At 69.9% G+C, this 24,768-nt stretch carries 22 protein-coding genes; 9 read left to right on the forward strand and 13 right to left on the reverse strand.

The window, feature by feature from the left end:
• Positions 1-255 precede the first annotated feature (255 nt).
• A complete protein-coding gene (locus tag AC0L5F_RS02790; RefSeq protein ID WP_473315092.1) occupies positions 256-1,329 on the forward strand; it encodes a hypothetical protein in 1,074 nt (357 codons plus the stop codon).
• A 6-nt stretch (positions 1,330-1,335) separates the two neighbouring features.
• Here AC0L5F_RS02790 and AC0L5F_RS02795 read toward each other — a convergent pair whose 3' ends face one another.
• Positions 1,336-2,598 (reverse strand): acetyl-CoA C-acetyltransferase, encoded by a 1,263-nt coding sequence (locus AC0L5F_RS02795; RefSeq protein WP_473315093.1) that lies wholly within the window; start codon positions 2,596-2,598, stop codon positions 1,336-1,338.
• Positions 2,599-2,927: 329 nt separating this feature from the next.
• Here AC0L5F_RS02795 and AC0L5F_RS02800 point away from each other — a divergent pair, with 329 nt between their 5' ends.
• The 3 genes from AC0L5F_RS02800 to AC0L5F_RS02810 are packed head-to-tail and all read left to right on the forward strand — an operon-like array spanning position 2,928 to position 5,546.
• Positions 2,928-4,277 carry a 3-oxoacyl-ACP reductase gene (locus tag AC0L5F_RS02800; RefSeq protein ID WP_473315094.1) on the forward strand — a complete coding sequence of 450 codons (1,350 nt, stop codon included), beginning with the start codon at positions 2,928-2,930 and terminating at the stop codon, positions 4,275-4,277.
• On the forward strand, positions 4,274-5,152 hold the full coding sequence (locus AC0L5F_RS02805) for a MaoC family dehydratase (protein WP_473315095.1): 879 nt from the start codon (positions 4,274-4,276) through the stop codon (positions 5,150-5,152). The genes AC0L5F_RS02800 and AC0L5F_RS02805 overlap by 4 nt, the downstream gene beginning before the upstream one ends.
• Positions 5,153-5,177: 25 nt before the next feature.
• On the forward strand, positions 5,178-5,546 hold the full coding sequence (locus AC0L5F_RS02810; protein WP_473315096.1) for a hypothetical protein: 369 nt from the start codon (positions 5,178-5,180) through the stop codon (positions 5,544-5,546).
• Here the strand turns inward: AC0L5F_RS02810 and AC0L5F_RS02815 are convergent.
• Positions 5,543-6,409, reverse strand: a complete 867-nt coding sequence (locus AC0L5F_RS02815) for an acyl-CoA thioesterase (RefSeq protein WP_473315097.1) — start codon at positions 6,407-6,409, stop codon at positions 5,543-5,545. The genes AC0L5F_RS02810 and AC0L5F_RS02815 overlap by 4 nt on opposite strands.
• A gap of 46 nt (positions 6,410-6,455) precedes the next feature.
• On the opposite strand from AC0L5F_RS02815, the gene AC0L5F_RS02820 reads away from it, so the two are divergent.
• On the forward strand, positions 6,456-7,064 hold the full coding sequence (locus AC0L5F_RS02820; protein WP_473315098.1) for a nucleoside/nucleotide kinase family protein: 609 nt from the start codon (positions 6,456-6,458) through the stop codon (positions 7,062-7,064).
• Positions 7,065-7,078: 14 nt separating this feature from the next.
• Positions 7,079-7,558 (forward strand): GNAT family N-acetyltransferase, encoded by a 480-nt coding sequence (locus AC0L5F_RS02825; RefSeq protein WP_473315099.1) that lies wholly within the window; start codon positions 7,079-7,081, stop codon positions 7,556-7,558.
• A 3-nt stretch (positions 7,559-7,561) separates the two neighbouring features.
• On the opposite strand, the gene AC0L5F_RS02830 is transcribed toward AC0L5F_RS02825, so the two are convergent.
• The 5 genes from AC0L5F_RS02830 to heR all read right to left on the reverse strand — a co-directional run bounded on the left by AC0L5F_RS02830 (position 7,562) and on the right by heR (position 12,752).
• Positions 7,562-8,404: a proteasome assembly chaperone family protein gene (locus tag AC0L5F_RS02830; RefSeq protein ID WP_473315100.1), complete on the reverse strand. Its 843-nt coding sequence runs from the start codon at positions 8,402-8,404 to the stop codon at positions 7,562-7,564.
• Between the two features lie 121 nt (positions 8,405-8,525).
• A complete protein-coding gene (gene dxs, locus AC0L5F_RS02835) occupies positions 8,526-10,385 on the reverse strand; it encodes a 1-deoxy-D-xylulose-5-phosphate synthase (protein WP_473315101.1) in 1,860 nt (619 codons plus the stop codon).
• Between the two features lie 89 nt (positions 10,386-10,474).
• Complete coding sequence (locus tag AC0L5F_RS02840; RefSeq protein WP_473315102.1) at positions 10,475-11,473, reverse strand: SMP-30/gluconolactonase/LRE family protein; 999 nt, start codon at positions 11,471-11,473, stop codon at positions 10,475-10,477.
• A gap of 10 nt (positions 11,474-11,483) precedes the next feature.
• Positions 11,484-11,984 carry a flavin reductase family protein gene (locus AC0L5F_RS02845; RefSeq protein WP_473315103.1) on the reverse strand — a complete coding sequence of 167 codons (501 nt, stop codon included), beginning with the start codon at positions 11,982-11,984 and terminating at the stop codon, positions 11,484-11,486.
• A gap of 9 nt (positions 11,985-11,993) precedes the next feature.
• Complete coding sequence (gene heR, locus AC0L5F_RS02850) at positions 11,994-12,752, reverse strand: heliorhodopsin HeR (protein WP_473315104.1); 759 nt, start codon at positions 12,750-12,752, stop codon at positions 11,994-11,996.
• An 80-nt stretch (positions 12,753-12,832) separates the two neighbouring features.
• Here heR and xylB point away from each other — a divergent pair, with 80 nt between their 5' ends.
• The 3 genes from xylB to AC0L5F_RS02865 are packed head-to-tail and all read left to right on the forward strand — an operon-like array spanning position 12,833 to position 16,575.
• The gene (xylB, locus tag AC0L5F_RS02855) at positions 12,833-14,209 is read left to right on the forward strand and encodes a xylulokinase (protein WP_473315105.1); all 1,377 of its coding nucleotides are present in this window, start codon (positions 12,833-12,835) and stop codon (positions 14,207-14,209) included.
• Positions 14,210-14,230: 21 nt separating this feature from the next.
• Positions 14,231-15,400, forward strand: a complete 1,170-nt coding sequence (gene xylA / locus AC0L5F_RS02860; RefSeq protein WP_473315106.1) for a xylose isomerase — start codon at positions 14,231-14,233, stop codon at positions 15,398-15,400.
• Positions 15,397-16,575, forward strand: a complete 1,179-nt coding sequence (locus AC0L5F_RS02865; protein ID WP_473315107.1) for an ROK family protein — start codon at positions 15,397-15,399, stop codon at positions 16,573-16,575. Before xylA ends, AC0L5F_RS02865 begins: the two co-directional genes overlap by 4 nt.
• Here AC0L5F_RS02865 and AC0L5F_RS02870 read toward each other — a convergent pair.
• The 6 genes from AC0L5F_RS02870 to AC0L5F_RS02895 form a co-directional block, all read right to left on the reverse strand.
• Positions 16,558-17,763, reverse strand: coding sequence for an ROK family protein (locus AC0L5F_RS02870; RefSeq protein WP_473315108.1), 1,206 nt, complete (start codon positions 17,761-17,763; stop codon positions 16,558-16,560). The genes AC0L5F_RS02865 and AC0L5F_RS02870 overlap by 18 nt on opposite strands.
• A gap of 5 nt (positions 17,764-17,768) precedes the next feature.
• A complete protein-coding gene (locus tag AC0L5F_RS02875) occupies positions 17,769-19,049 on the reverse strand; it encodes a sugar ABC transporter permease (RefSeq protein WP_473315109.1) in 1,281 nt (426 codons plus the stop codon).
• Positions 19,042-19,836 carry an ATP-binding cassette domain-containing protein gene (locus tag AC0L5F_RS02880; protein WP_473315110.1) on the reverse strand — a complete coding sequence of 265 codons (795 nt, stop codon included), beginning with the start codon at positions 19,834-19,836 and terminating at the stop codon, positions 19,042-19,044. Before AC0L5F_RS02880 ends, AC0L5F_RS02875 begins: the two co-directional genes overlap by 8 nt.
• Before the next feature lie 106 nt (positions 19,837-19,942).
• Positions 19,943-21,025, reverse strand: a complete 1,083-nt coding sequence (locus AC0L5F_RS02885) for a sugar ABC transporter substrate-binding protein (RefSeq protein WP_473315111.1) — start codon at positions 21,023-21,025, stop codon at positions 19,943-19,945.
• Positions 21,026-21,259: 234 nt separating this feature from the next.
• Positions 21,260-23,914, reverse strand: a complete 2,655-nt coding sequence (gene acnA, locus AC0L5F_RS02890) for an aconitate hydratase AcnA (RefSeq protein WP_473315112.1) — start codon at positions 23,912-23,914, stop codon at positions 21,260-21,262.
• A 178-nt stretch (positions 23,915-24,092) separates the two neighbouring features.
• Positions 24,093-24,767 (reverse strand): hypothetical protein, encoded by a 675-nt coding sequence (locus tag AC0L5F_RS02895; protein ID WP_473315114.1) that lies wholly within the window; start codon positions 24,765-24,767, stop codon positions 24,093-24,095.
• Between the last annotated feature and the right edge of the window lies 1 nt (position 24,768).

Genomic DNA, 24,768 nt, shown 5'->3' on the forward strand with positions numbered 1-24,768 from the left:
CGCCCAAGACTCCCGCCGGGACGTCGATCGTCCTGCAGGGCTACGTCCCGCCGCCGGCAGGAGGCGACCCCGTGTTCGTCCGGGTCCTGGCGCTGCCCGAGGAATCGGGGGTGACCGCCGCGTCCGCGGCGCGCACCATCATCCTGCCGAGCGTGGAGGATGCCAGCCGGGGCGACACCGTCGACCTGACCATCGACTCGGTCGCGGTCGACCTCGGTCGAGCGCCCAACCTCGAGCTTCGCCTCGTGCGCGCGGGTGACTGTCCCCTGGGACGACCTGCCGTCGCCGACGTGGAGCACGTCCACCTTCCCGTCGACCCAGGACTTCAGCGCCTACGCGCCGTTCGGCGCCAACGTGGCCTTCGTCCAGCCGTTCTATCCGCGATCGGGCACGTACTGCCCCGGCGACTGGCCGGACGTCGCCTGCGACTCGATCTTCTGCGACATCATCGACGGACTCGTGACGATCGGAGAGGCGGTCGTCTCGTTCGCCACGCAGCTGTACTCCCTGGTCTCCTACGCCTACAACGGGATCATCGAGACCGTCGTGAGCGTCATCGCCAACGGCCCGCTGTGCCAGCTGCTCGGGGCCGCCAGCACGTCGGCGGGAGACAGCTGCGTCACCGTGGTGGGAGCGGTGGCCCAGGCCGCGATCGGCGCGGTGCTGGCCTCGGTCGGGCTGCCGCCGAAGCTGCCCAGCCTCGAGGCCCTCGAGGCGATCGCCGCAGGCGAGCTCGACACGCTCGCGGTGGAGCTCATGAAGTACGCGAACGTGCCGTGCGACGCGTTCGCCCAGGACCCCGACGTCGTGGCCGCTGCTGCCGTGGCCGCCCAGGAGGCCGGGGTCGATCCCGCCTACGTCGCGGCCGCCGGAGACCCGTGCCTGGCCGTCGCGCGACTCGTGGTCGGGCAGGTCAAGGCCCAGGTGACGGCCGCTGCGTCGGAGTCGGTGGCGCAGGCGACCGGCCTGCCGTCGCTGCTCGACACCAAGGGGACGTCGATGTCGCCGGAGCCCAAGGGCCAGATCCAACCCTGGTACGTCACGATCACGGCGTCACCGAAGCGTGCCAACGCCAACCTCGAAGGGCTGCAGTGCCGCGTGGGCGTCCGCCAGACCAGCGAGCCGAACGTGACCCAGCACATCGAGAAGACGGCGATGCTGATCGACGACGGATCAGGTCACCTGACCGGCGTCGTCACGCTCAACCCGAACCGACCGGAGGCGCTGTACTCGCTCAAGGCGACCCTGGAGGTCAGGCCGTCCGTCACGCAGTGCGCCTTCCCACCGGCGACCGTGTCGGGCCAGGTCAAGCGTCCCGTGAGCCGGTGACCGTCCTCAGGCCTCGAGGATCATCACGACGCCCTGGCCGCCCGCGGCGCAGATCGAGATCAGGCCGCGGCCCGAGCCCTTCTCGTGCAGCAGCTTGGCCAGGTTGGCGACGATGCGACCGCCGGTCGCCGCGAACGGGTGCGCCGCGGCGAGCGACGAGCCCTTCACGTTGAGCTTGCTGCGGTCGATGGAGCCGAGCGGCAGGTCGAGGCCGAGGTTCTTCTTGCAGTAGTCGGCGTCCTCCCACGCAGCGAGCGTGGTGAGCACCTGCGACGCGAACGCCTCGTGGATCTCGTAGAAGTCGAAGTCCTGCAGCGTCAGGCCCTGACGGGCCAGCATGCGCGGCACGGCGTAGACCGGAGCCATCAGCAGGCCCTCGCCGCCGTTGACGTAGTCGACCGCGGCCGTCTCGTAGTCGACCACGTAGGCCAGCGGCTCCCAGCCGCGCTTGGCCGCCTCGTCCTCCGAGGCCAGCAGCACCGTGGACGCGCCGTCGGACAGCGGCGTCGAGTTGGCCGCCGTCATCGTGGCGGCAGGATCCTTCTTGCCGAAGACCGGCTTGAGGGTGGCCAGCTTCTCGAGCGTGGAGTCAGGACGCATGTTGTTGTCCTTCTCCACACCGCGGAACGGCGTGACGAGGTCGTCCTGCCACCCCTCCTCGTAGGACTTCGCGAGGTTGTGGTGCGACGCGACGGCGAGCTCGTCCTGCGCCTCACGGGTGATGCCCCACTCCTTGGTGGTGAGGGCCTGGCTGTCGCCCATAGACAGCCCCGTGCGCGGCTCGGCGTTCTGCGGCTGGTCAGGAGCCAGGTACGCCGGACGGATCTTGGCAAGGGCAGCCAGACGGCCCTTGTTGTCCTTGGCCCGGTTGGCCTCGAGCAGGATCTTGCGCAGCTTGTCGCCGATGGCCAGCGGAGCGTCCGACGTGGTGTCGGTGCCTCCGGCGATGCCGAAGTCGATCTTGCCGAGCGCGATCTTGTTCGCCACCTGGATGGTGGCCTGGATGCCGGTGTCGCAGGCCTGCTGGATGTCGTAGGCAGGCGTGTCGGGCGACAGCGTGGAACCGAGGACGGCCTCACGGGCGAGGTTGAAGTCGCGGCTGTGCTTGAGGACGGCACCGGCGACGAACTCGCCGGCGCGCTCGCCCTGCAGGCTGAAGCGATCGACCAGACCGTCGAGCGCGGCGGTGAGCATCTCCTGGTTGGAGACGTCGGTGTAGACCGAGTTGGAACGGGCGAACGGGATGCGGTTGCCGCCGATGACGGCCACGCGGCGCACCTGACCGGCGGAGGCGGCGGCCGAGCCTCGCGGACGTTGCAGGCGCCTTCTGCGCTGCCGGGGCCTTCTTCGCAGCGGTCTTCTTCGCGGGGGCCTTCTTCGCGGGTGCCTTCTTCGCGGGTGCCTTCTGGGCAGTGCCCTTCTGGGCGGGGGTCTTCTTGGCGGGGGTGCTGCCGGCCATGGGGATTCCTCGTTCCGTGGTGTGGCTACGGTGGACGTGATGGACGCCTCGTCCAGCACTGTGGACTGCGTCAGTACGACGAGGTTACAGTCAGACGACCATTTCAGATACCGATGGTATTCGAGAGATAGGACACACCGTGTCGGACAACTACCAGTCCTTCGCCCACAACCCGATCGGCAAGTTCCTCGTCAAGAACCTGGGACTGCCCAACCCACCCTTCCTGGAGCGGTGGAACGCGGGCGATCCCCTGGTCAAGGGCACGGTGCTGGCCGGCGCTGCCTCGGGCAGCACGCTCGGCAAGGCCGTCACCACGGCGCTCAAGTCCAACGGCATCGAGTCGACCACCGTCGCCGCCCCCAGCAAGAAGTACAAGGGCCTGGTGTTCGACGCCACCGGCATCGACTCGGCCGAAGGTCTCGTCGCGCTGCAGGAGTTCTTCACGCCCGTCCTGCGCAACCTCGCCTCGTGCGGGCGCATCGTCGTGATCGGCCGTGCCGTCGACGAGGCCGGCTCGGAGAGCGCCACCATCGCCCAGCGCGCCCTGGAGGGATTCAGCCGCTCGCTCGGCAAGGAGGTCGGCGCCGGCTCGACGGTCAACCTCGTCTACGTGTCGAAGGGCGCTGAGAAGTCGTTGGCCTCCACGCTCGGCTTCTTCCTCTCCCCCAAGTCGGCCTACGTCTCGGCCCAGGTCGTGCGCATCGGCGCCACCGGCATCACCTCGGCCCCCACCGTCAAGGACCTGCAGAAGCCGCTCGAGGGCAAGGTCGCCCTGGTCACCGGCGCCTCTCGCGGACTCGGCGAGGCCGACCTGCGCACCCTCGCCCGCGACGGCGCCACCGTCATCGGCCTGGACGTCCCGCCGCTGCAGGACGACCTCAAGAAGCTGACCGAGGAGCTCGGTGGCACCTTCATCGTCGGCGACATCACCGCGGACGACGCTCCGGCGATCATCGCTGAGCACATCAAGAAGAACCACGGCGCGGTCGACATCGTGGTGCACAACGCGGGCATCACCCGTGACAAGCGCCTGCGCAACATGAAGCCCGAGAACTGGCAGCTGGTCGTCGACATCTCCGTGGGCGCCCCCCAGCGCATCACCGACCACCTGCTGGACCAGAAGCTCATCAACACCGGCGGCCTCGTCGTCGGCATCGCGTCGATCGCCGGCATCGCGGGCAACAACGGCCAGACCAACTACGCGTCGGCCAAGGCCGGAGTGATCGGCTGGATCCAGTCGCTCGCCGAACGCACGGCCGACCAAGGCATCCGCGCGAACGTCATCGCGCCGGGCTTCATGGAGACCGAGATGGTCAAGACCATCCCGCTGGGCATCCGCGAGGCCGGCCGCCGCATGAACTCCATGTCGCAGGGCGGACTCCCGGTCGACGTCGCCGAGACCATCGCCTGGCTCGCCAACCCCGGCTCCGCCGCGGTCAGCGGCAACGTGGTCGGTGTCAACGGCCAGATGCTGATCGGTGCATCGTGACCATCAAGACCTTCACCAAGGCGCCGTCGACGCTGCCGCTCATGCTCAAGGCGGCGCTGCCCGCGCTCCCGGTCGTGGGCGGCCTGCCGGGCATCAAGCACCAGCGCGGCAACGAGCCGGACATCACCCTGCAGCGTCACGGCGTCACCACCGACGCCGCGCACCTCGAGGCGTACCGCGAGGTCTGTGGCTTCGGGCCGTCCAGCACGCTGCCGGCGACCTACCCGCACATGGCGGCCTTCGGCCTGCACATGACATTGATGACGGACACGGCGTTCCCGTTCGCCCCGATGGGTCTGGTGCATCTGCGCAACACCATCACGCAGCTGCGTCCCCTCACCCCCGACGAGACCTTCGACGTCTCGGTCAGGGCCGCCGACCTGCGTCCGCACCCCAAGGGACAGCTGATCGACCTGCTGACCGACGTGTCGGTGGACGGCGACGTCGTGTGGCAGGAGGTCACCACCTTGTTCAGCCGCGGCAAGGGCGGCGGCCCCGAGCAGTCGAAGGCTCCCCTGGAGGGTGTCGAGGCGCCGAAGGGGTCCGTGCAGTGGAAGCTGGCCGGAGACCTGGGACGGCGCTACGGCGCGGTGTCGGGCGACCGCAACCCCATCCACCTGTACCCGCTGACCGCCAAGGCGTTCGGCTTCCCCACCAACATCGCGCACGGCATGTGGACCAAGGCCAACTGCCTCGCCACGCTGAACTCCAAGTTGCCCGAGGCGTTCACCGTCGATGTCGAGTTCAAGAAGCCGATCCTGCTCCCGGGCACGGTCGCCTTCGGCTCGGCCAAGGACGGCGACACCATGCGCTTCGGCGTCGTCGGTACCAAGAAGCCCTCGACGCACCTGGTCGGTCGGGTCACCCCGGAGTAGCTCCCTCGGGAGTAGCGTCGGGCTCATGACCCAGCGCGTCCTCGTCATCGGCCTCGACCCCCGTCGAGTGCCCGGCGACTGGGACCCCGAGCCGGTCGTCGCGAAGATCGAGGCCGGTCTGGCCGAGTTCGCGGCGCACGGCGTCACGGTCGTCTCGTGCCTGGTCGGGCTCGACGGAAATGACGACGTTCCGGTCGTCGTCGAGACGGCGCTGCGCGGGTCCACGTGGGACTGCGTGGTGGTCGGCGGAGGGCTGCGCGATCCCGACCTGCTCGCACTGCTCGAGACCGTGGTGAATCTCGTGCGTCTGCATGCTCCGGACGCGCCGATCGCCTTCAACGGCGCCGCCGACGACACCTTCGCAGCGGCGCACCGCTGGCTCGACGCCTCCTAGCCGGAGACGCGCCGGATCAGACCCTCCTGCGCCACCGAGGCGACGAGCGTGCCGTCCTCGGAGAACACCCGGGCCATGCTGAGTCCACGCGCGCCGGACGCCGACGGCGACGTCTGGTCGTACAGCAACCACTGGTCGGCGGCGATGGGGCGGTGGAACCAGATCGTGTGGTCCAGGGAAGCCGGTTTCACGTTGGGCGACCCGATGACCACGCCGTGCGGCACGAGGCTGGCCCCGAGCAGGCTGAGGTCGCTGATGTAGGTGAAGGCGGCGTTGTGCAGGTGGCGCGACTCCGGCAGGGTGCCGTCGGCCCGGAACCACAGTCGCTGCACCGCCGGCACGAGAGTGCGCTGGGGGTCGTCGGCTGCCCGGTTGTCGCCGATGTAGCGCACGTCGAACGACGACCACTCGCGCTTCCACCGCTCGGCACTGGAGCTGCTGAACGACGAGATGACCTGGTCCATCGTGAGCGAGTCGCCGGGCGCAGGAACCTCGGGCATCTGGTCCTGGTGGTCCCAACCCGGTTCGTCGACCTGGAACGAGGCCGTCATGTAGAAGATGATCTCGCCGTGCTGGCGGGCCGCGACGCGCCGCGTCGTGAACGAGCGGCCGTCGCGCACGTTCTCGACGTCGTAGACGATCGGGATGCTCGGGTCGCCGCCGAGGATGAAGTACAGGTGCATGGAGTGCACGTGCCGGTCGTCCGGCACCGTGTGCTGGGCGGCCATGAGCGCCTGGGACGCCACCTGACCCCCGAAGACGCGCACGAGGTCGCTGTTGGCCGGTTGCGAACCGCGGAACAACCCCTCCTCGAGCTTCTCGAGGTCGAGCAGGCGGACGACTTCGTCGAGTGAGGCAGGCACGGCAGCAGCCTAGCGACCCCGGGGCCCGGGTACGTAGAGTCGCCTCGTGACCGCGCCCGACCTGCCCGTCCCGGCGCTCCCGCCGCTCGGCGACGTGCGCCTGCTCGGTCTGACCGGCGCCCCCGGGTCGGGAAAGTCCACGCTCACCGCCGTCCTGCTCGCGGCGGGGCGGGCCACCGGCTGCGTCCCGATGGACGGATACCACTTCGCCGACGTCGAGCTGCGGCGTCGCGGCCTGCTGGACCGCAAGGGCGCGCCCGAGACCTTCGACGCCGCTGGTTACGCCGCCCTGCTGGGCCGCGTCGCTCGGCGCGAGGCCGACGTCGTCGCCCCGTCGTTCGAGCGCGACCTGGAGCAGGCGATCGCCGGCGCCGTCCACGTGCCCGAGGCCGGCACCGTCGTGACCGAGGGCAACTACCTGCTGCTGGACGAGCCGCGATGGCGAGCGGCGCGGGCGCACGTGGACGTCGTGTGGCACGTGCACGTCGACGACGACCTACGTCGTGAGCGGCTGGTCGCGCGCCACGTGCGGTTCGGCAAGACCCCTGCCGAGGCGCAGGCCTGGGTCACCCGGGTCGACGAGCCGAACGCCGAGCGCGTGAAGGCCGCCGCCGACCGTGCCGACGCCGTCGTCGACCTGACTGAATGGGCCTGAGAGGGGACACGATCGTGCGGATCAGACCAGCGCGCGCCGGCGACGCCACCGCCATGTCCCACGTGCTGCGTGGCCTCGTGGCCTCCGGGCAGCGCACCTCCCCAGCTGACGAGTCGTACGTCCTGTTGCACTACGTCGCCTCGTCGACCCGCGTCGCCTGCTCGGTCGCCGTGACCGACGCCGGCACGATCCTGGGCTTTCAGTCCCTGCGGCGCGCCGACGCCGACAACCCATACGGCACACCTGTCGGCTGGGGCATCATCGGGACCCACGTGTCCCCGTCGGCGCCTCGTCAGGGCATCGGGACCGCTCTGTTCGCCGCCACGCTGTCCGCGGCACGAAGCGCCGGACTGGAAGCGATCGAGGCGTACATCACCCGGACCAACGACGTTGCCCATGCGTACTACGCCGCCATGGGATTCGCGCGCCGCCGCACCACCGATGACGCGGTGGTCAGGTGGCTCGACCTGTCGGGGGACACCGACTGGGTCTGAGCGTCAGCCCTGGTCGTCCTTGCCCTCCTGGCGGGCCAGGAACTGCTCGAACTGGTCGGCGAGCTCGTCGCCGCTGGGCAGCTCGCCGTCATCGGCCAGCAGGGACTCCGCGGCACCGCGCGTGAACGCGTCGTACTGCTCCTCCAGGCCCTCGAGCAGGCCTTCGCCGCCCTGGTCGATGATCTGCTGCTCGATCTCGGCCCGGGTGGCTTCCTGACGGGCGCGCAGCCGAGCGGTATCGATGCTCAGGCCCGTGCGGTCGGTCAGCGCACCCAGCAGGGCCAGCGCGGCGTCGGGGAAGTCCACCTGCGCGAGGTAGTGCGGCACGTGCACGACGTAGCCGGCCGCATCGTGCCCCCACTGCCCGAGCCGCAGCTCCAGCAGCGACTGTGCCGACGACGGCACGGTGACCTGGGCCGACCAGAGGTTCTTGCGGTCGACCAGCTCGGGGCGAGTGCCGTGCGCCGTGATCATCGGCGGCCTGGTGTGCGGCACGCCCATCGGCACCGCGCCGAGCCCCAGCGACAGCGAGACGCCGAGGTCCTCGATGACCTCGTGGGTCTCGGCGACGAAGCGCTCCCACAGGAAGTCCGGCTCCGGTCCGGACAGCAGCAGGAAGGGCTGACCGTCGGCGTCGTGCTCACGGACGATCTCGAGGCGCGGCTCGTCGTAGTCGGAGTATCGGTCGTCGCTGAACGTGATCGTCGGACGACGGGCCCGGTAGTCGAGCATCGCGTCGATGTCGTAGGCGTGCACGACCTCGCCGTCCCCGGTGCTGAGCTGGGACGCCGCCAACCGAGCTGCCGAACCAGCACCGAGGAAGCCGTCGAGGGCGTGCACCAGCACGGGGCCGTCTGCTGACGGACCCGGTGGGGACGCGTGCGACGAGGACGCGTGCGGGTCAGGACGTCTTCCGGGAAACTTCATCGTCCATCACAACCTCTCGTGAGTCGCGCGTATTCCGCTGTCAGAGCGCTGCGAGCGCGCGTGCAGCAACGGCATCGGGGGTCAGCCCCAGTCGCTGCAGGATGACGTCGCGCTTCGCGTGGTCGAGGAACTCCTGCTCGACGCCGTTGACCTGCACGGGGGTCTCGACGCCGGCGTCGCGCAGCGCCTGGGTGATCGCCGATCCCACGCCACCGTGCACACCGTTGTCCTCGATGGTGACGACGAGGCGGTGGTCGCGGGCGAGGTCGAGCAGAGCCGGGTCGACCGGCTTGACCCAGCGGGGGTCGACCACGGTGACGCCGTGCCCGGCGTCGCGAACGATCTGTGCGGCGTCGCAGCCCAGGTGGCCGAACGCTCCGACGGCGACGACAAGGACGTCGGAGCCCGCGTCGCGCGAGAGCACGTCGACTCCCCCGACCCGGTCGATGGCGTCGAGGTCGGCACACACCGCGCCCTTGGGGAACCGGACCACGCTGGGAGCGTCGTCGATGGCCACGGCCTCGCGCAGCAGCTCGCGCAGTCGAGTACCGTCGCGCGGCGCGGCCAGGTGCATCCGGGGCACGATCTGCAGCAACGACATGTCCCACATGCCGTTGTGGCTGGCGCCGTCGTCGCCGGTGACACCGGCACGGTCGAGCACGAAGGTGACGCCGCAGTGGTGCAGGGCGGCATCGAGCAGGACCTGGTCGAAGGCCCGGTTGATGAACGTGGCGTAGACCGCGACCACCGGGTGCAGGCCTCCCAGCGCCATGCCGGCTGCGCTGGTGACGGCGTGCTGCTCGGCGATGCCGACGTCGAAGACGCGATCGGGAAACTTGTCGGCGAAGGCATCGAGGCCGACGGGGTAGAGCATGGCGGCGGTGATGCCGACGACGTCGGGACGCTCGTCGGCGATCCGCACGACCTCGTCGCGGAACACCGAGGTCCAGCCGGCCGGCGCGACGGTGATGGCATCGCCGGTCTCGGGGTCGAACGGCACCGACTGGTGCATCTGGTCGTTCTCGTTCTCGACCGCGATGTCGTACCCGTGGCCCTTGGTCGTGATGACGTGCACGAGCACCGGCCCGCCGAAGCGCTGCGCCTGGCTGAGCGCGTGCTCCAGCGCCACTCGATCGTGACCGTCGACCGGACCGATGTACTTGAGCCCGAGATCCTCGAACATGCCCTGCGGCGCCAGCGCGTCCTTGACGCCCTTCTTGATCGCGTGCAGGGCGTCGTACGCCGCCGGGCCGACCCGCCCGCCCCGGTTGAGGCGGTCCTTGATGGCGCTCAACGTGGGCTCGTAGCGAGGGTTCGTCCGGATCTCGGTGAGGCGATTGGCGAGTCCGCCCACCGTGGGCGTGTAGGAACGTCCGTTGTCGTTGACGATCACGACCAGGCGTCGGTCGCGATCGGCGGCGATGTTGTTGAGGGCCTCCCACGCCATGCCACCGGTCATGGCGCCGTCACCGATGACGGCGACCACGTGGTCGTCACGGCCGAGGAGCTGGTTGGCCTTGGCCATGCCGTCCGCGTACGACAGGCTCGTGGAGGCGTGCGAGTTCTCGACCCAGTCGTGCTCGGACTCGGCTCGGCTGGGGTAGCCCGACAGCCCGCCCTCGGTGCGCAGCGAGGTGAACTGGTCGGCACGGCCGGTGAGCATCTTGTGCACGTAGGCCTGGTGGCCGGTGTCCCAGACGATGCGATCGGCCGGCGACTCGAACACGCGGTGCAACGCGATGCCGAGCTCGACGACACCGAGATTGGGTCCCAGGTGACCCCCGTTGGACGCGACCGAGGTGATCAGCAGGCTGCGGATGTCGGCGGCGAGCGCGGTGAGCTGGTCGTCGTCGAGGCCGCGCAGGTCCGACGGCCCAGAGAGTCCTTCGAGAACGCTCATCGGTGTCACCTGCCTGTCGTCAGCCATACCTGTCACTGTATCGGCGCGACCCCACGGTGCACTCTCATGGGCCGTCTCACGGGCAGTCGTCAGCGCCCGTGCACGGGAACGTCCATGCGGGCGATCGTGGTCTGCTCGAAGCTGCCCATCCACACCGTGTCGCCGACCTGCCGCAGACCGGTGGGCTTGCCGAACCTGTCGTGCTGACCGGCGATGTCGTGGGCGAGCGAGCCGTCTGGCGCGATGGCCTGCACGTGGATCAGCGCCTTGGCCTGTGGTTGCAACCGCTCCGGCAGGGACCAGACCACCTTGCGCAGCACGGGCGGCTTCGGCAGCAGCGCGTCGAGGGCCTTGTCGCGCGGCGACGCCAGTGCCACCCAGATGTTGCCGTCCTCGCCGGTCGAGATGTTGTCGGGGAACCCGGGCAGCGTGTCGCCGAACGGCTCGGCCGCTCCGGCGCGGTCCCCGGTCAGCCAGACGCGCTGCAACGCGTATCCGCCGGTCTCCGCGACCACCAGGAACGACTCGTCCGACGCCAGTGCCACGCCGTTGGCGAAGGCCAGGCCGTCGAGCAGCATCGTGATCGAGCCGTCGGCGTCACGACGGAACAGTCGACCCGTGGGCCGATGCTCGAGCAGGTCGCCGCGCCAGTGGTCGAACCCGAACTTGGTGGAGCTGTCGGAGAAGTAGATCGTGCCGTCCCCCGCGACGGCGGCGTTGTTGCAGAACCGGAACGGCACTCCCCCGACACCGTCGGCCAGCACCTCGACGGCGCCGTCGTCACCCACGCGCAACAACCCGCGACTGGAGTCGCACACCACGTAGCCGCCGTCGGGGTGGTGCTCGATGCCCAGCGGACGGCCGCCGGTGTCGGCCACCACCGCCTCGACACCGGAGTCCGGGTCGATCGCCAGGATGCGGCCGTCCTCGACGCCGGTCAGCACGTGGCCGTCGGCCCGCAGCAGCACGTCCTCGGTGCCGTACCCCGACGTCTCGAGCACGCGCATCCCGCGCGGAGCAGACGGCGTGCCCGGCGCAGCAGCAGGAGGTGGTGTCCAGCGAGCAGGGTCCAACGAGGGCTTCGTCATGCCCGCGACCCTACTCGCGATATCGGCCCCTGAGGTGGACCAGCGGATCGCCCTCGCCGACCTCGGCGTGCTCCACGACGCCGTCGACCAGCAACCGCCACCCCACCTCGCGCGGGTCCGGCTGCAGGCGCAGACCGAGCCAGCCCACGGCGTCGGTCAGGACCGGGCCCCAGTCCGAGTCCCTCCACTGCCCCTGCGTGAACATGCCGCCGGGAGCCGGAGCTGCCCCGGCGAAGACCTCGGCGAGGTACCGGTGCGGGGCACCCAGCAGGCTGACCGCGGCGGTCTGCGGACCTGCGGTCCAGAAGTCGGAGTCCTCGTCGACCAAGCCGAGCACGTGGGCCGGCTCGCCCTCGGCCACGACGATCGAGGAGATGGTCAGGCCCTGGCGCTCCCGCCCGCTGCCGGTGGTCCACACGGTGACCGGAGCCGCCATCCGTCCCCGCAGACGTCGCAACGGATCGCGCTCGCCCTCGGGCGGCACGAACGGGTGGTCGGAGTGGATGGTCACAGCGCCACCCTAGGAGGCGAGGGAACCGCCGAAGATCTGCCACGCGAGCGCCGACTTGGCCACCAGGCTCAGCACCAGGTAGACCTTCTCGCCGAACAGGTACGAGCGCCACGGCCCGATCTCGCGGTACTGCAGCCACTGGTTGACCGCGAACGACGAGAAGAAGATCAGCAACGAGACGTAGATGCCGATGACGAACCCGGGCGACCCGTCGGACCCGACGAAGTTGATGGTGATGGCGACCCACGGCGCCAGGCCCGCGACGGTGCCGAACCAGAACGGCAGCATGGTCGTGCTCGAGCGCCCGGGAGGATTCATCGCCTCCTGCAGCCAGCCGAACAGGATCATCGCCACGTTGGCGCCGATCACGGCGACGACGGCCGTCACGTCGGTCACCCCGAAGTAGAAGCCGATCAGGACGATCATCACGGTGGCGCTGACGGAGTACTCCACCCAGCGGAACCGGTTGATGCCGCGGCCCAGGTCGGACTCGTACGCACCGCGCAGCACGGTTCCGGTGAGCAGGTGGTCGATCGCGGCGAGCACGAGGAAGAACGCCACTGCGGCGCCGATCGACACGTCGACCAGGCTCGAGGGAGCCGGAGCGTCGCTGCCGGGACGACCGGTCGGGAAGGTCGAGGTGATCGCGATGGAGAAGCCGTTGGCCAGCAGCAGCACCCCGATCGCCTGGGCCGCGTGCAGCACGGCCAGGGCCAGGTTCCAGCGTCGAAGATCGGGCAACCGCGAGGTGTCGATGGCGTCGTTCACGTCCCCGACCATACCGATCCAGGACGGCGCGCGCCGATCTCCTCCTTGACTTTGTTCAGGTCTCGTATTAAATAGGTGTGGTGGCCCACACCTCGCTCGTCCTCGGCATCGACTCCTCGACGCAGTCGACGAAGGCGTTGCTGGTGGACGCCTCGGACGGCACGATCGTGGACAGCGCCTCGGCGCCTCACCCCGACGGCACCTCGGTCGACCCGACGGCCTGGCTGGACGCCTTCGACCGCGCCACCGGCGGCCTGCTCGAACGGGCCGACGCCATCGCCGTGGGCGGCCAGCAGCACGGCATGGTGGCCCTCGACGCCGACGACCGCCCCGTGTTCGACGCTCTGCTGTGGAACGACACCCGTTCGGCGGCCGCGGCCCACGACCTCGTCGAGGAGCTCGGCGGGCCCGCTGCCTGCGCCAGCACGGTCGGCAGCGTGCTGGTGGCCTCGTTCACCTCGACCAAGTTGCGCTGGCTGCGCGACCACGAACCCGACGCAGCCGCGCGCGTGCGTCGCGTGCTGCTCCCCCACGACTACGTGTCACGACATGTCAGCGGGGGCGATCCGTTCACCGACCGCAGCGACGCCTCGGGAACCGGCTACTTCTCGACTCCCGAGGACCGCTGGCGACCGGACCTGGCCGAGGTGGCTCTCGGGCACGCCGTCGAGCTGCCCCGGATCGTCGCGTCGCACGAGGTCGCAGCCACCACGGACTCCGGGCTGGTCGTCGGAGCCGGCATGGGTGACAACGCCGGCGCCGCACTGGGACTCGGCCTCGAGCCCGGCGACGTCATCGTGTCGATCGGCACCTCCGGCGTCGCGTCGGCGATCAGCACCGTGCCCGTCACCGACGGGACCGGTTCGGTGACCGGGTTCGCCGACGCCACCGGCCACTACCTGCCCCTGGTGGCGACCATCAACGCCGCCCGCATCCTGCAGCTGCAGTCGACCCTGCTGGGCGTCGACCACGACGAGCTGGCCCGGCTCGCACTCGCCGCTCCCCCGGGCGCACACGGCCTCACGGTGCTGCCCTACTACGACGGCGAACGCACGCCCAACCGCCCCGATGCCACCGGCACGTGGGTCGGGCTCACCACGTCGACCTCACGCGAGGACCTCGCACGCGCCGCGGTCGAGGCACTCCTGTGCTCGCTGGCCGACGCGGTCGACCACCTCGTCGCCGCGAGCGGTGTCGAACCTGCCCGGATCCTGCTGGTCGGCGGCGCGGCCCAGAATCGCGCCGTCCAGCAGATCGCGCCGGCGATCCTCGGCCGCGCCGTCACCGTGCCGGCCCCCGGCGAGTACGTCGCCCGAGGGGCCGCCCGCCAGGCGGCCTGGGCGCTGAGCGGCGACTCGACTCCACCGGCCTGGCCCGAGGTCGCGTCGACGACCTTCGAGGCCGCACCCACCCCTGACGTCCGCGCTGCGTACTCACACCTGCGCGACCGGCTCTGAACCCTCGAGAAAGGCACCACCATGACCACCATCCCGACCCCCCAGCCGAGCGACAAGTTCTCGTTCGGCCTGTGGACCGTCGCCTACGCCGGCCGCGACCCGTTCGGTGAGCCGACGCGAGCCGACATGGATCCCGTCTACGCGCTGGAGCGCCTCGCCGACCTCGGCGCCTACGGCGTCAACTTCCACGATGACGACCTGGTCCCGTTCGGCACCGACGACAGCGGCCGCGACGCGATCATCGAGCGGTGGAAGAAGGGTCTGGCCGACACCGGCCTGGCCGTCACGACGGCCACCACGAACCTGTTCGGGCACCCGGTCTTCAAGGACGGCGGCTTCACGTCCAACGACCGTGACGTGCGTCGGTTCGCCATCCGCAAGGTCATGCGCAACATCGACCTCGCCGCCGAGCTGGGCGCCCAGGTCTACGTGTGCTGGGGCGGCCGCGAGGGTGCGGAGTCCGGCGCCGCCAAGGACGTCGCCGCCGCGCTCGACCGCTACCGCGAGGCGTTCAACGTGCTCGGCGAGTTCGTCACCGACCGCGGCTACGACATGGTCTTCGCGATCGAGCCCAAGCCCAACGAGCCGCGCGGCGACATCCTGCTGCCGACGATCGGCCACGCGCTGGCCTTCATCGAGACGCTCGATCGTCCCGAGCTGGTCGGCGTCAACCCCGAGATCGGGCACGAGGAGATGGCCGGGCTGAACGCGGCTCACGGGTACGCCCAGGCCATGTGGCAGGGCAAGCTGTTCCACATCGACCTGAACGGCCAGAGCGGCCCCCGGTACGACCAGGACTTCCGTTTCGGCGCCGGCAACGCCCGAGGCGCGTTCTGGGTGGTCGACACCCTGCTCGCCGGCGGCTACGACGGCCCGGTCCACTTCGACTTCAAGACGCCGCGCACCGAGGACGACGAAGGCGTCTGGACCGCCGCCCGGGCGTGCATGACCAACTACCTGATCCTGCGCGAGAAGTCGCAGGCGTTCCGAGCCGATCCCGACGTGCAGGCAGCCCTCGAGGCCGCTCGCGTGCCGGAGCTGTCGGTGCCGACCCTGGGCGAGGGAGAGGGCTGGGCCGAGCTGGAGCAGGCCGATCTGCCCGACGTGGAGGCCCTGGCCGCCCGCGGGATGGCCTTCGAGCACCTCGACCAGCTCGCCCTGGAGCACCTGTACGGGGTGCGCGGGGCGTGACCTCGGCCGGACCGAGCGGGGTCGAGGGGCTCAGGCGACGCAACACCGGCCTGGTCCTGACGTCGTTGCGACACGACGGTCCGGCCACCCGCACGGAGCTCGCCGTCCGCACCGGGCTGGCCAAGGCGACCGTCGGCACCATCGTCGGCTCGCTCGACGACGCGGGCCTGGTCGCCGAGGCGGGCCCGGTCAGCGCCGGACGCGGACGTCCCGGCCGCCCCGTGGCGCTCACCGGCGCCGGGGTGGTCGGGCTGGGCGTGGAGATCAACGTCGACTACGTCACGACCGTCACGATGGCGCTGTCCGGCCGGGTCCGGCACGAGCAGACCGTTGCCGTGCCGGAGGGTCGCACCCCGCTCGACGTGATGAGCTCCGTGGTCGCCGACCGGGCTCGTGAGATCAGCGCCAGCGGCGATCGGCTGGTCGGACTGTCCGCTGCGGTCCCGGGTCTGGTCTCTGCCGACGCACCGGTGGTGCGGTGGGCGCCGAACCTGGGCTGGGACGACCTCGACCTCGGCTCGGTGCTGCAGAGGGCCGCAGGCGCCGACGTGTCGGTCTCGGTGGACAACGACGCCAACTGCGCCGCCCTGGCCGAGATCCACCACGGCGCGGCCCGGGACGTCGACAGCGCCCTGTTCCTGACCGGCACCATCGGCATCGGCGCGGGGCTGGTGCACGACCGCCGCCTCGTCCGTGGCGCCTCCGGGTTTGCCGGCGAGGTGGGTCACCTGCCGCTCGGCGACCCGCACGCACGCTGTGGCTGCGGACGCAGCGGCTGCTGGGAGGCGAGCGTCGGCCTGCGCGCCATGCTCGAGGCCGTGGGCCTGGACGAGGTCGGCACACCGTTGGCCAGTGCCGAGGTCGTGGCCGACCGGGCCCGTGAGGAGCCGTCCGTGGCGGCCGGGCTGGCGGCCATCGGCACTCGCCTGGGCCGCGGGCTGGCGACGCTCGGGGGGATCTTCGACCCCGAGGCGATCGTCCTGGGTGGATACTTCGTGCCCGTCGCGGACTGGCTGGTCCCGGCGGCCACCGCCTCCATGGCGGCCCACCTGACGTTCGCCGACCTGCACGTGCCGCAGATCCGACTCAGCCCCCTCGAGCTGCGGTCGGCGGCGATCGGCGCGGCCGAGCAGGCCCTCAGCGACGTGCTCTCCGGGTCAGTGGAGATCGCCTGACGCCGCCAGACACCCCACCGGGTCGTCCAGCAGCTCGGCGAACGCCAGCTCGGCGGCGCCCAGCAGGACCGAGTCGCCACCCAGCCCGGGCAGACTGATCTGCACCATCTCCCACGGGCCCAGCAGCGTCTGCTCCGCGAGGGCCTCCAGGATGTCGGGCTCGACGAGCGGGTGCAGCGAGCGCAGGTAGCCACCCAGCACCACGACGCGCGGGTTGAAGATGTTGACGATGCCGGCCAGCCCCCGGCCCAGCTGGCGGCCGATCTCGCGCAGTGCCGGCGTCGCGTCGGTGACCCCGTCGAGGAACTCCCCGAGCGACGGGATCTTGGCGGGCGGGCAGCCGACCGCCTCGGCGATCGCCGGCGCGCCGATGACCGTCTCCCAGCATCCCCGGGACCCGCAGTGGCACTCACGTCCTCCCGGCTCGAACGGCAGGTGGCCGATCTCGCCGGCATAGCCGCCGGAGCCGTGCAGCTGGCGTCCTCCCACCACGACGCCGGCGCCGACACCGACCTCGCCGGACAGGTACACCAGGTCGTCGACCCCCACCCCTGCACCGCGCAGGTGCTCGGCCATGGCGCCGAGGTCCGCGTCGTTGCCCAGGGTCGGGCGCGCGGCCAGGCCCAGCCGGTCGCGCAGCAGGTCGCCCAGCGGCAGTTCCTTCCACCCGAGGTTGGGTGCGAGCCGCACGAGTCCGTCGTCGGACCGAACGATGCCGGGGACGCCCGCGGCCACGCCGACCAGCATCGCGCCGGACTGCTGCTCCTTCTGGACCAGCCGGGCCAGGTCGACGATGGAGTCCATCGTGGCGTCCGGGTCGTGCCCCGCTGCCACGGGACCGGTGGCCCGGGCCTGGACGTCCCCGCCCAGGCCCACGCGGGCCACGGTCAGTCCGTCGACCCGGATGTCGATCGCGAGCACGTACGGACGCGTGCCCACGACGACGTCCACCGACGGGCGACCCGCTCCCACTCGGGCGCCCAACGACTTGCTCTGCTCGGCCAGTCCCAACGACTCCAGCTCGGCGACCAGCCCGCCGATGGTGCTGCGGTTCAGCCCCATCAGCGACGTCAGGTCGGCGCGGGAGATCCGCCCGACGCGATGGACGTGGCGCAGCACCGTGCCGAGGTTGTGCCTGCGCACGTCCTCCTGGTTGGTGCCGGAACCCGTCCCGGATGCGACGGCCACGATCGTCAGCCCAGACCCGAGGCGGTCCGCCGACGACGCGAGATCGCGTCGACGCTGGCGGCCAGCAGCAGCACGCCTCCGGTGACCAGGAAGTTGATGTACGCCGCCTGGTTCAGCAGCCCGAGCCCGTTGGTGATCGTCGCGATGACCAGGCCACCGATGACCGCGTCACGCGCCTTGCCGCGTCCACCGAACAGGCTGGTGCCGCCGATCACGGCCGCCGCCACGGCGTACAGGAGGTCGTTGCCGGCGCCCGAGGTCGTCGACACCTTGCCCACGTACGACGCGGCGACGATCCCGCTGACCGCCGCCATCGTCGAGCAGAACACGAACACCGAGATGCGGATCCGGGTGACGTTGATGCCGGCACGGCGTGCGGCCTCGGCATTGCCGCCGACCGCGTAGACGTGCCGTCCGTACCGAGTGCGCGACAGCAGGAACGTCAGGCCGATGAACAGCACGATCACCAGCGGCACCACGTACGGGATCCCCATGATCGGGAAGTTCGGGTTGACGCTGCGGTTGGAGTTCAGCAGCGCGACGACGCCGACCGTGATGACGATGACGCCCACGATCTGCACCAGCACGACGGCCATCGGCTGGTGCTGGAGCCCGCGGGACACCTGACGGCGGTGACGCAGCAGCGTCAGCACGGCGAAGCCCACCGAGATGACGACGGCTGAGATCCAGCCGGCCAGCACGCTCATGTTGGAGTTGGCGATGCCGGAGATGACCGGCTGGTCGATGCGGACCGAGCCGCCCTGGCCGATGAGCTTGAGCGTGACGCCCTGCAGTCCCAGGAAGAACGCCAGGGTGACGACGAACGACGGGATGCCGAGGCGGGCCACCAGCGAGCCGATGATCGAGCCGATCAGGGCGCCGACGACCAGGGCAGCCAGCACGGCAGCACCCCACGGCCAGCCCTTCTCGACCAGCAGCACGCCCATCGAGCACGCGGCGACGCCACCGGCCACGCCGGCCGACAGGTCGATCTCGCCCAGCAGCAGCACGGGGATCAGCGCCATGGCGAGCAGGATGATGGAGCCGGCCTGGGTGAGCAGGTTGGCCAGGTTGAGGTCGGACAGGAAACGGTCGTTCGCGAGGCCGAACACGATGAACAGCACCACGAGCCCGAGCGAGGCCGGCAGGGCGCCCATGTCGCCGCCGCGCAGACGCACGATGTAGCGGTTGAACGAGTCTCCGAGCGTGATGGCCTGCTCGCGGTCGGCGGCAAACCCCTCCGTGTCCTGGGTGGAGGTGTCGGGGGTGGTCTGGATGTCAGCCATGGGAGTCTGCCTTCGCGGAGTCGAGGTCCAGGCCCGTGGCCTGGCCGGTCGTGATCAGCTCGACGACCTGCTGGGAGGTGACGTCCTTGGTGGACACGTCGCCGGCCACGGTGCCGAGGTACAGCGCGGTGATGCGGTCGGCCACCTCGAACACGTCGGTGAGGTTGTGCGAGATCAGCAGCACGCCGACGCCGGAGTCGGCCAGGCGGCGCACGAGGTCGAGCACCTGGCGGGTCTGGGCCACGCCCAGCGCGGCCGTGGGCTCGTCGAGGAGCACCACCTTGGAGTTCCACAGCACGGCCTTGGCGATGGCCACGGTCTGGCGCTGGCCGCCCGACAGGCTCGAGACGCTCTGGCGGACCGAGGTCACGGTGCGCACCGACAGCGACGTCAGCGCCTCGCGGGCCTTGGCCTCCATGGTGGCCTCGTCGAGCACGGGGCCGGAGGTGCTCTCACGACCGAGGAACATGTTCTCGACGATGTCGAGGTTGTCGCACAGCGCGAGGTCCTGGTAGACGATCTCGATGCCGAGCGCGGCTGCGTCCTTGGGTCCGTTCACGTCGACCGGCTTGCCCTCGAACAGGTAGTCGCCGGTGTCGCGCACGTAGATGCCGGCCACGGTCTTGACCAGGGTGGACTTGCCGGCTCCGTTGTCGCCGACCAGGGCGGTGACCTGGCCCGGATAGATCTTGAGGTCGACGCCGTGCAGCACGTGGGCCGCACCGAAGCTCTTGTTGACGTCTCGAAGCTCCAAGATGGGCTCGGACGTGCTGGGACTGTCGCTCATGTGGGGCTCCCCCTACGGAGTCTGGTGCGGCTGCTGCCGGGATCGGTGGAGATGGGGGTACGACAAGACGTGGCCGTCGGGTACTCCGACGGCCACGTCTGGTCGATCAGGAGATGCCGGCGTCCTTGCACGCCTGGGCGAAGTCGCCCGCGCACACGTCGGCGGCGGAGGCGCCACCGTCGTCGATGACGTCCTTGACGTTGTCCTTCGTGATCGACACGGGGTCGAGCAGGATGGAGGGCACCTCGCGGCCGCCGGTGGCGTCCTTGGTGGTGCCGGTCGTCTTGGCCTCCTGGCCCTTGGCCAGCGCGATGGCGGTCTCGGCGAGTCCGCCGGCCTCGAGCTTGGCGCTCTTGTAGACGGTCATGCACTGGTCGCCCACGAGGATGTTCTGCAGACCCTCGACCGTGGCGTCCTGGCCGGTCACGGGGACCTTGCCGGCGACGCCGTTCTTCTTCAGGATCGAGATGACCGAGCCGCCGAGGCCGTCGTTGGCCGCCAGCACGCCGTTCACCTTGCCGTCGACCTTCGTGTACAGCTGCTCGAAGATCGTGACGGCCTTGTCGTTGTCCCAGTCGGGCACCGCCTGCTCGCCGACGACCTTGTAGTTCGTGTCGGCGTCGAGGACCTTGTGCGCACCCTCGGCGAACAGCGTCGCGTTGTTGTCGGTGGGCGAGCCGTTCAGGTAGATGATGTTGGCTTCCTTGTCGCCCAGGCACTTGGCCAGGCCCTCACCCTGCAGCTCGCCGACCTTGGTGTTGTCGAACGAGACGTAGTAGTCGGCCGAGCCGCCGAGCGTCAGACGGTCGTAGTCGATGGTCTTGACGCCGGCCTTGGCAGCCTTCGCCTCGATGGCCGCACCGGAGTCGGAGTCCAGATTCACGATCGCGAGGACGGTGACGCCGTCGGTGATCATCGAGTCGGCGATGGTGGCCATCTTGTCGGCGTCACCCTCGGCGTTCTGGATGCTGTACTTCACGCCGGCGGACTTGAATGCGGCCTCGAGCGCGGGGCGGTCGGCGGCTTCCCACCGGGCGGACGACTTGGTGTCGGGCAGGATGACGCCGATCTTGCCGGTGGCGTCGTTGCTGCTGCCGGAGTCACTGCTGCTGCTGCTGGAACCACAGGCGCTGAGGGCGAGCGAAGCACCCATGACCGTGGCGAGTACGAGATTGCGTGTCCGCTTCACACGAACCGCCTCCTAAGTTTTCATCCGGGGGATTTGCGTACACACGGGCGACACATGGATGTCACCGCCACGCAATTGTTGTCTGGCACAACGTAATCGGTGACATGGGTCACGTCCAGCAGGTGGCGCACAAAATTCGAAAAAGTTTCCGGAACGTAGCCTGCGCACGCGGGCGGGACGCGACGAGGCGCCCCCGGAATCCGGAGGCGCCTCGTCACACGAGTCACGTGCGTGTCAGAGCAGGCTGCGCAGCACGTACGGCATGATGCCGCCGTTGCGGTAGTAGCTGGCCTCTCCGGGGGTGTCGATGCGCACGACGGCGTCGAACTCGACGTCGCCCGCCGTGACCTTGACCGTCTTCGGCGTCGTGCCGTCGTTGAGCACCTCGATACCGGTGACGTCGAAGGTCTCCTCCCCCGTCAGCCCCAGCGACTCGGCGTTCTGCCCCGCCGGGAACTGCAGCGGGAGCACGCCCATGCCGATCAGGTTGGACCGGTGGATGCGCTCGTAGGACTCGGCGATGACCACCCGCACGCCGAGCAGCGCCGTGCCCTTGGCCGCCCAGTCGCGCGACGAGCCCGAGCCGTACTCCTTGCCGGCCAGGACGACCAGCGGGGTGCCCGCAGCGGCGTAGCTCTCCGAGGCCTCGAACACCGTGGTGACCGGGGCGTCGTCGACGGTGAAGTCGCGCGTGAAGCCACCCTCGGTGCCCGGTGCGATCTGGTTGCGCAGGCGGATGTTCGCGAACGTGCCGCGAATCATGACCTCGTGGTTGCCGCGCCGCGATCCCAGCGAGTTGAAGTCGCGCGGCTCGACGCCGTGCTCGGACAGGTACGCGCCGGCCGGGCTGTCCTTCTTGATCGCGCCTGCGGGCGAGATGTGGTCGGTGGTCACCGAGTCGCCCAGCTTCAGCAGCACCCGCGCTCCGTGCACGTCGGTGACCGGCGACGGCTCGAGCTCCATGCCGTCGAAGTACGGCGCCTTGCGCACGTAGGTGGAGTCGCCGTCCCACGCGAAGGTGTCGCCGTCGGGTGTGGGCAGGTTCTTCCAGCGATCGTCGCCACCGAAGACGTCGGCGTACTCGGAGCTGAACGTGTCCGACGAGATCGACGACGCGATGACGTCCTCGATCTCGGCCGGCGTCGGCCAGATGTCCTTCATGTAGACGTCGTTGCCGTCGGTGTCGGTGCCCAGCGGATCGTTGAACAGGTCGACGGTCATCGAGCCGGCGAGCGCGTAGGCGATCACCAGCGGCGGTGAGGCCAGGTAGTTCATCTTGATGTCGGGGTTGATGCGACCCTCGAAGTTGCGGTTGCCCGACAGCACCGAGGTGACGGCCAGGTCGCCCGCGTTGACCGCGGCGCTGACCTCGGGGATCAGCGGACCGGAGTTGCCGATGCACGTGGTGCAGCCGTAGCCGACCAGGTTGAAGCCCAGCTTGTCCAGGTAGGGCGTCAGACCGGACTTCTCGTAGTAGTCGGTGACGACCTTGGACCCGGGGGCCAGCGTGGTCTTGACCCACGGCTTGCGCGTCAGACCCTTCTCGACCGCCTTCTTGGCCAGCAGCGCCGCGCCGATCATGACCGACGGGTTGGACGTGTTGGTGCACGACGTGATGGCAGCGATCGTGACGGCGCCGTGGTCGATCTCGAACGACGTGCCGTCCTCGAGCGTGACGGTCTGCGGGTTGCTGCCGTCGGGTGCGTAGGTGCTGAGCTCGTTCTCGAACGCGGTGGCCGCGTCGGACAGCGACACCCGGTCCTGCGGACGCTTGGGACCGGCGATGCTCGGCACGACGGTGCCCAGGTCGAGCTCGAGGTACTCCGAGTACCGCGGCTCGTGATCGGGGTCGTGCCACATGCCCTGAGCCTTGGCGTAGGCCTCGACCAGCGCGACCTGCTCGTCGCTGCGCCCGGTCAGTCGCATGTACTTGGTCGTCTCGTCGTCGATCGGGAAGACCGCGATGGTGGAGCCGTACTCGGGGCTCATGTTGCCGATCGTGGCGCGGTTGGCGAGCGGCACGGCGGTGACGCCGGGGCCGTAGAACTCCACGAACTTGCCGACGACGCCGTGCTCGCGCAGCTGCTCGGTGATGGTCAGCACCAGGTCGGTGGCGGTGGCACCCTCGGGCAGCTCACCGGAGAGCTTGAAGCCCACGACGCGCGGGATCAGCATCGAGATCGGCTGGCCGAGCATGGCCGCCTCGGCCTCGATGCCACCGACGCCCCAGCCCACGACGCCCAGGCCGTTGACCATCGTGGTGTGCGAGTCGGTGCCGACGCAGGAGTCGGGGTAGACCGTGCCGTCCTTGTCGAACACGACGCGGGCGAGGTGCTCGATGTTGACCTGGTGCACGATGCCGGTGCCCGGCGGCACGACGAGGAAGTCGTCGAAGGCGCCCTGGCCCCAGCGCAGGAACTTGTAGCGCTCGCCGTTGCGCTCGTACTCGATCTCGACGTTGCGCTCGAACGCCTCCGGGGTGCCGAAGACGTCGGCGACGACGGAGTGGTCGATGACCATCTCGGCCGGCGCCAGCGGGTTGATCTTGCTGGGGTCTCCCCCGAGGTCTGCCATGGCCTCGCGCATGGTGGCGAGATCGACGATGCACGGCACGCCGGTGAAGTCCTGCATGATCACGCGGGCGGGCGTGAACTGGATCTCGGTGTCGGGCTCGGCCTCGGCGTCCCAGCCGGCCAGCGCCCTGATGTCGTCGGCGGTGATGTTGGCGCCGTCCTCGGTGCGCAGCAACGCCTCGAGCAGCACCTTGAGGCTGAAGGGCAGAGACTCGACGTCGAGGCCCTCTCCGGTCACCGCCCCCAGGCGGAAGTAGTCGTAGGACGCGTCACCGACGGTGAGCGTGTCCCGGGAGCTGAAGCTGTCGACGGCCATGGTGTCTCCTTCACAGGGGTCAAGTCCCATCCTGCCTGCAGATCGGCTCGGCGCACGAGGGGGGTCTGCCAGAGGTGGTTGTCTTGATATCAAGATACATGATGTCGAGATATCCCTCGCGGCCAGGGCCATCCAGCAACCAAGCGCGCCCGGAGCAGACCGCCTGGAGCAGACCCGCCTAGAGCAGACCCGGGAACCGCACCAGCGGCGCCACGAACACGATGTGGATGATCGCGAGTGCCAGCACGCCGGCCATGCCGAACAGGTCGAGGGCGGTCACGAGTCGTTGCCGTGGCCCCGACGTACGCGTGGCGCCGCGCACCACGTCGGTCCGAGTGATCCAGTCGGCCACCCGGCGGTCTGCCGACATCGCGAGGGGAACGACGAGGAGGGCCAGTGCCACGTACGTCGCCGCACCCACGTGCCAGCTGTCGGGCGTGAGGCGCCGCAGGACCGTGGGGAACCCGAGCGGCAGCGCTGCGATCGACAGGTCGAGCAGCACGGCGACGACCAGACCGCGCACCAGACCCCTCAGGGCTCCCGTGGGCTCTCGCGTCGTGCGGTCGACGACCTCGAGACCTTCACGATGCTTGCCGATGCTGTGCCCACGCATCCCCTGACGCAGTCCGTTGTTCCACAACAGGAACACCTCACCGGCCACCAGCCCGCTGAACACCAGGTCGTCGGACAGGCCGATGGTCCAGAATCCCGGGCCCGGTTCGACCGCAGACGTCGCTGCGGCCCAGGCCGCGAAGGCCAACGCGCCGATCGTGAAGGCGGCGCAGAAGAGCATCGCGTCCTGCGCGACCGCGAAGCGGCGGAGCTCACGCACGGTCGGCTCCGGCTCGTCCACG

Source organism: Aeromicrobium sp. 10G20-16, from assembly GCF_055809665.1.

Coding starts and splice junctions, on each gene's coding strand:
- AC0L5F_RS02810 (WP_473315096.1), top strand. CDS start 5,178: ATGACCCAGCGCGTCCTCGTCATCGGCCTCGACCCCCGTCGAGTGCCC.
- dxs (WP_473315101.1), bottom strand. CDS start 10,385: ATGAGCGTTCTCGAAGGACTCTCTGGGCCGTCGGACCTGCGCGGCCTC.
- AC0L5F_RS02840 (WP_473315102.1), bottom strand. CDS start 11,473: ATGACGAAGCCCTCGTTGGACCCTGCTCGCTGGACACCACCTCCTGCT.
- xylA (WP_473315106.1), top strand. CDS start 14,231: ATGACCACCATCCCGACCCCCCAGCCGAGCGACAAGTTCTCGTTCGGC.
- AC0L5F_RS02875 (WP_473315109.1), bottom strand. CDS start 19,049: ATGGCTGACATCCAGACCACCCCCGACACCTCCACCCAGGACACGGAG.
- AC0L5F_RS02880 (WP_473315110.1), bottom strand. CDS start 19,836: ATGAGCGACAGTCCCAGCACGTCCGAGCCCATCTTGGAGCTTCGAGAC.
- acnA (WP_473315112.1), bottom strand. CDS start 23,914: ATGGCCGTCGACAGCTTCAGCTCCCGGGACACGCTCACCGTCGGTGAC.